This window comes from Methylobacterium variabile (assembly GCF_001043975.1).
Taxonomy (GTDB): Bacteria; Pseudomonadota; Alphaproteobacteria; order Rhizobiales; family Beijerinckiaceae; genus Methylobacterium; species Methylobacterium variabile.
This window is the reverse complement of the sequence record NZ_LABY01000322.1, coordinates 1-1,347: the sequence shown is the minus strand read 5'-3', so window position 1 is coordinate 1,347 and position 1,347 is coordinate 1. Positions and strand designations below refer to the sequence as shown.

General features: G+C 68.8%; 2 protein-coding genes and 1 pseudogene. All 3 read right to left on the bottom strand.

The annotated features are described in order from the left end of the window. A partial coding sequence (locus VQ02_RS32160; protein ID WP_048448336.1) for a cation diffusion facilitator family transporter occupies window positions 1-335 on the bottom strand: 335 nt, incomplete at its 3' end. 46 nt (window positions 336-381) lie between these two features. After that, a complete protein-coding gene (locus VQ02_RS32155; RefSeq protein ID WP_048448335.1) occupies window positions 382-909 on the bottom strand; it encodes a hypothetical protein in 528 nt (175 codons plus the stop codon). Between the two features lie 60 nt (window positions 910-969). Continuing rightward, window positions 970-1,347: pseudogene (locus VQ02_RS38845) on the bottom strand (hypothetical protein); the annotation flags it as partial.

Below are 1,347 nucleotides of genomic sequence, written 5' to 3'. Positions count from 1 at the left end.
GCCTCGTAGAGGATGTAGGCCGTCACCCCGAGCAGCACGATCGCGTTGGCGAGCGCCGCCAGGATTTCGAAGCGCATGTAGCCGAAGCTCTTCCCCGGTGTCGGCGCCTTGGCCGCGTAGTGAATGGCGAGCAGCGACAGGGCCAAGCCGCCGGCATCCGTGACCATGTGCGCAGCGTCGGCCAGCAGCGCGAGGCTGCCGGTGAGAAGGCCGCCCACGACCTCGGCGGCCATGTAGGTCAGGGTCAGGGCGAGCGCCCAGGCGAGGCGGTTCTTGTTCCTCCCCGCTGCCGAGCCCGAGGGGATGCCGCCGCCGTGCGCGTGTCCGTGTCCCATGATTACCTTCAACCTCTGTGGTGATGGTCGACGAAGCTGGTCGGTGTCAGGGACTGCCGGTCCCGATGAGATCAGCCATGTGCGTACCGGCCGGATGCCCGGTCTCGGCGTGGTGGGTCTCGGAGCAAGCCGCGTAGCCAGGGCCGACTGCCGTCATGACCAGTTCGCGGTTTCCATCCGCAGCCTCCCGGCTCGCCAGGAGCGCGCGGCCGCCTGGCCAGACCTCCGAGTCGGCCGTCCCGCCCACACCGGGCTCCCCATAGCGGCGGACGCCCTCGGCATGGATGGCTCGACGTGTTCGCGCGAGGGCTTCTCCAGACATCGGCAGGCCGACCCAAACAACCTGCTGCAGACCCTCGTCCCGGCAGATTACCAGGATCACCTCGGCCGTCGCCGGCCCGTTGGCCGGGTCCCAGCCGTGCGGATAGAACAGCGCGGTCAGGTTCGCCTCGTGCTCGGCCTTGAATGGGCGTGGCACTTTGGTGATCGGACCCCAGGCGAGGCCGAAAGGCGCCCCGTCGGCAGAAGGCTCGGCCGCAGTTACCGAATGCGTCAGGACGAGGGCGGTCGACACGATCGCCCATCCCGACGACCAGCGCCCGCGCCGATGTCCGTCTGCCATGGTGTGATCGGCCTATCGTTGGCCCCCGTTCGGGAGCGAGGCAGGAGCTTGGCTTCGGATGCGCGGCGGTCGCGACGCCAGAGGTTGGAAGAGCTCGGCCACATGCTCGACCGCAGAGTGGCCGGTCTCCTCGTGGTGACGGTCGGAGCAGCGGGAGAACCCGTCGCCCTCGCTCACCATGATGATCTGTTCACCCCGGCCGGGACTGTCGCGCACTCCCAGTAGGACACCCGTCGGCCAGATCACCGAACGCGGATAGGGGCCGGGCCGCGAAGCGCCATGCCGGCCGACGCCATCGGCCAGGAGTTGCTCGTACAGGTCCACCCGTTCGGGAACCGAGAGGACTTGGCTGAACCAGATCACGCGCTGCAGGCCCTCGTCCCGGCAGAC